The sequence below is a fragment of the Azospirillum formosense genome (genome assembly GCF_013340925.1).
Lineage (GTDB): Bacteria > Pseudomonadota > Alphaproteobacteria > Azospirillales > Azospirillaceae > Azospirillum > Azospirillum formosense.
Map to the genome: position 1 here is coordinate 1 of NZ_WHOR01000404.1, position 3,640 is coordinate 3,640.

5 protein-coding genes and 2 tRNA genes are annotated in these 3,640 nt (G+C 70.6%); 4 read left to right on the forward strand and 3 right to left on the reverse strand.

Annotation, left to right across the window (positions count from 1 at the left end; all coding sequences use genetic code 11):
• Both GBZ26_RS28175 and GBZ26_RS28180 read left to right on the forward strand, forming a co-directional pair.
• A partial coding sequence (locus tag GBZ26_RS28175; RefSeq protein ID WP_174441634.1) for an MBL fold metallo-hydrolase occupies positions 1–825 on the forward strand: 825 nt, incomplete at its 5' end.
• Positions 826–942: 117 nt separating this feature from the next.
• Entirely contained in the window at positions 943–1,149 is a 207-nt protein-coding gene (locus tag GBZ26_RS28180; protein ID WP_174441635.1) for a hypothetical protein, read from the forward strand.
• Positions 1,150–1,153: 4 nt separating this feature from the next.
• Here GBZ26_RS28180 and GBZ26_RS28185 read toward each other — a convergent pair whose 3' ends face one another.
• Entirely contained in the window at positions 1,154–1,732 is a 579-nt protein-coding gene (locus tag GBZ26_RS28185) for a hypothetical protein (protein WP_014197749.1), read from the reverse strand.
• A 213-nt stretch (positions 1,733–1,945) separates the two neighbouring features.
• On the opposite strand from GBZ26_RS28185, the gene GBZ26_RS28190 reads away from it, so the two are divergent.
• Positions 1,946–2,021: transfer RNA gene (locus GBZ26_RS28190), tRNA-Asn, on the forward strand.
• Positions 2,022–2,025: 4 nt separating this feature from the next.
• Positions 2,026–2,102 (forward strand) — tRNA-Asp (locus GBZ26_RS28195).
• Positions 2,103–2,137: 35 nt separating this feature from the next.
• Here GBZ26_RS28195 and GBZ26_RS28200 read toward each other — a convergent pair.
• Together GBZ26_RS28200 and GBZ26_RS28205 are read right to left on the reverse strand one after the other, a co-directional pair.
• Positions 2,138–2,743 (reverse strand): hypothetical protein, encoded by a 606-nt coding sequence (locus GBZ26_RS28200; protein WP_174441636.1) that lies wholly within the window; start codon positions 2,741–2,743, stop codon positions 2,138–2,140.
• A 186-nt stretch (positions 2,744–2,929) separates the two neighbouring features.
• Positions 2,930–3,631: an alginate export family protein gene (locus GBZ26_RS28205; RefSeq protein ID WP_282184365.1), complete on the reverse strand. Its 702-nt coding sequence runs from the start codon at positions 3,629–3,631 to the stop codon at positions 2,930–2,932.
• Between the last annotated feature and the right edge of the window lie 9 nt (positions 3,632–3,640).

Below are 3,640 nucleotides of genomic sequence, written 5' to 3' on the forward strand. Positions count from 1 at the left end.
TTCCGCCCCGTCACCCCGGCGCGCGGCGAGGTGGCGGTCACCTTCATCGGGCAGGCGACCTTCCTGATCCAGATCGGCGGGGCGGCCTTCCTGACCGACCCCGTCTATTCCGACCATGCCGGCCCCTTCGGGCGGCTGGGGCCGAAGCGGGTGCGCCCGCCCGCGGTGCGCATGGAGGATTTGCCGGCCATCGACGCGGTGCTGCTCAGCCACAACCACTATGACCATCTCGACGCCCCGACGCTGCGGCATCTGGCGCGGCGGCGCGGCGTTCCGCAGGTGATGACGGGGCTGGGCAACGGCCCGATGATGCGCCGCGCCGGCTTCGACGCGGTGCATGAGCTGGACTGGTGGGACAGCCTGCCCGGCCCGCACGGCACCCGGATCACCTTCGTCCCGGCGCAGCACTGGTCCTCGCGCACGCCTTTCGACCGGCGCCGGACGCTGTGGGGCGGCTTCGTGGTGGAGACGCCGGACGCCGCCGTCTATTTCGCGGGCGACAGCGGCTATTGTCCGCATTTCAAGGAGATCGGGCGGCGGTTCGGCGCCATCGACGTCGCCTTGCTGCCGATCGGCGCCTACGAGCCGCGCTGGTTCATGGCCGCCCAGCACATGAACCCGGCCGACGCCGTGCGGGCGCACCGCGACCTGGGCGCACGGCACAGCGTCGCCATGCATTTCGGCACCTTCCAGCTCACCGCGGAAGGCATCGACGCCCCGATCCGGGCGCTGCACCACGCGCTGGCGGAGCAGTCGGTCGATGCCGGCCGTTTCGCCATCCCCGGCTTCGGCGAACCCCTGCGCTTCCGTCGCCCTTCGGCCTAATGGCGAAGGGAGGAATTTGCCCAGCGGCCTATGGCGCAAGCGTCATGGACGGGACCGCGCGGATCGGAGTAACGCCTTGAGGGACAGCCCCCACCACACAGGCGGAGCCGGGCGTAAATGCAGTTGGAAATCAATGCCTTCGTCAGTTCCCTCGGCAGCGAATCGGACCACGGCCCCGACGCGCTGGAGCGGGTGCGGGACAGCATGCGGTCCCTGGCCGACACGCTCGCCGCGCTGAACCTGGGCATCGTTCTGGAGGTGCGCGACGTGCAGCGTTTGCAGACCGTCGCCCGCATCGTCCAGGCCGACGCGCCGAACCGCTGACCGCCTATCGCCGCAGCGGGCAGGCCCGGCGGGCCAGCCGGGCGTTCAGGTCGCCCGTGTCCACCACCGGCTCGCCCTGGCTGCGCATCACGAAGCCGAAGGTGTCCATCACCCGGTCCAGCACGATCTCCTGGTCGTCCGGGCGGCGGCTGACCATCACCACGGCGTAGCCGGCGGACCGGGCCACCGCCGGCTCCCCGCGCAGGCCGCGCACGCCCCAGCCGACCAGCGCGCTCTTGCAGCGGAACAGTTCCACCGACAGGCCGGCGCCGCCGGTCGCCCCGGCCACCACATAGCCGGCGGCCACCGCCAGCGGAGCGAGCAGCCCGTCCCAGTCCAGGCAGTCCTCCCGCGACACCCACATGCCGCCGACCGAGCAGGGGGCGGCGCCGATGGCCTCGCCCAGCCCGGCGCGGAAGGCGCGCAGCACCTCCACCGCATCCGTCGCGGGCATCGGCTCCACCCGGTTGCCGTCCGGCATCAGCATCAGGCGCCCGGCCCACTCGGTGGAGGGGGGAAGCTGTTCGGTGAGGCGGGCGAGGAGGGCTTCGCGCGCCTGGGCGAAGGGAACGACCTTGGACATGGGGAACGGGGACCAGCGGCAGGTGACGGGAACCGGGGCCGGAAGGAAGCGAAAGCCGCGCCCGCTGTCAACCGATGCGCGAGGCCTTCGCCACATTTCCGCCCCATTTTCACGGCCCTGCATCGCCCCCGCGGGCGTGACGCGGAAAATCCCGCCGACGGTTCGTTTTCCCCTTGCCAGCCCCCGGAAAGGGGCTTATAAGCCGGCCTCCGTTCCGGATTAGCTCAGTCGGTAGAGCAGCGGACTGTTAATCCGCGTGTCGCTGGTTCGAGTCCAGCATCCGGAGCCATATTGCGGGTGTAGCTCAGTTGGTTAGAGCGCCGGCCTGTCACGCCGGAGGCCGCGGGTTCAAGTCCCGTCACTCGCGCCACCTTCCTTCTGCGGTGGCCTTCTCCTCCCTCCCCCTCATCGCATCACGGTGACCGTGGCGGCCTCCGTCCGGCTGATCACCACCTCGTCGCCGGGCTTCACCGTCTCCAGCCCCTGCACGTCCGGCGGGACCGGAACCGTGCGCGTACGCCCCTGCGGCCCGCGCAGCGTGACCATCCGGCGGTTGAGGTCGATGGCCTCGACGACCTCGGTCACCTGGGTCGTGGTGATCGCCGACGCGCGCGGCATCTCGCCGACCGCGGCGCGGTCCGTGCTGCTGCGTTGAACGGCGCCCGGCCCGCCGCCCGGCGGCTGGGTGACGATGTTGGTCAGGCGCGCGTACTCGATCTGCACGGTGTCGCCGACCTTGATGCGGTTGAAGTTCCGCACCCCGCTTCCGGCGGTCACCGCCTCTTCCCGCCCGTCCTGGAATTGCAGGATCACCGTCCGCGCCGCCTCGTCGACGCCGCGCACCTTGGCGGTGGAGCGGACGTTCTCGACCATGGACAGCCGCGGCGTCGGCTCGATGCTCGCCGGGGCCAGGACGGCGGACGGCGGCGCGGTTTCGGACGCCGGCGCGCAGCCCGCCAGGACCGCGCCGGTCAGGACCACCGCCAGGACGGCGCGGGTTTGGTGCTTCATGGGATCGCCTCCACCTTTTCTGGGACCGACTTCAAGGCCTGTGGCCGGTTCGCTTCGGTCCGGTTCAGGCGCTGGAACGGCGCGGTCGCGGGGATGTTCCGCCTCCCGACCCTGGTGGTGGGCGCAACTTACCGTAAGTTCGCCCCTTCGACCCGTCCGATGGATGGGAGCCGTCATCCGGACGGATCAGAATTTGAACACCGCTTCCATCCCGACGAAGTGGATGGTCTTCGCAGGGCCGGTGTCCTGAAGGAAGGAGCCCGGCCGGAACAGCGAGTAGGACAGCAGCCCCTCGACCGTGCGCCCGGCCGCGTAGGACAGCACAAGCTCCCCCTGCGTGCCGATGTGGCGCGACCGCGACCCGGCGCCGGAGCGGAGCAGGTTCCCGGACAGGTCGTAGACGCCGTCCTCCAGGCTCATCCGCCAATAGGCGATGGCCGAGGCGGACAGGCTGAACTCGTCCGACAGCGCCAGATCCACGGAGGGGTGCAGGTTCATCAGGTTCAGCGGCCCGACCGGGGTCAGCTCCCCGAAATACTTCGCGCGGGGGAAGAGGGGGTTGAAGGTGCCCAGCCGCCCGTCGCCGGAATCGCGGTCGCCGCTGGCGATGTTCGCCTTCAGCCCGAGCCGCGGGCGCAGCGGGACACCCTCCCAGCGGTGGCCGGTGTCGCTGGCGACCGACCAGGCGGCGATGGTGTCGCCCCCTGTATTCGGGCCGTCGATCCGCCCGGTCTGGAGCATCGCCTCCCAGTTCCAGTCCCAGCCGTCGGCCTTTCCAAACAGGCGGGTGCCCAGCGTGTGCCGCTCCTCCCGCCCCTGCCCCCGTCTCTTATAAACATCCGACGCCGCCCACGAACCCCCCCCTGTTGAGATATCGTGCGGCCCCAGTCAATCAAA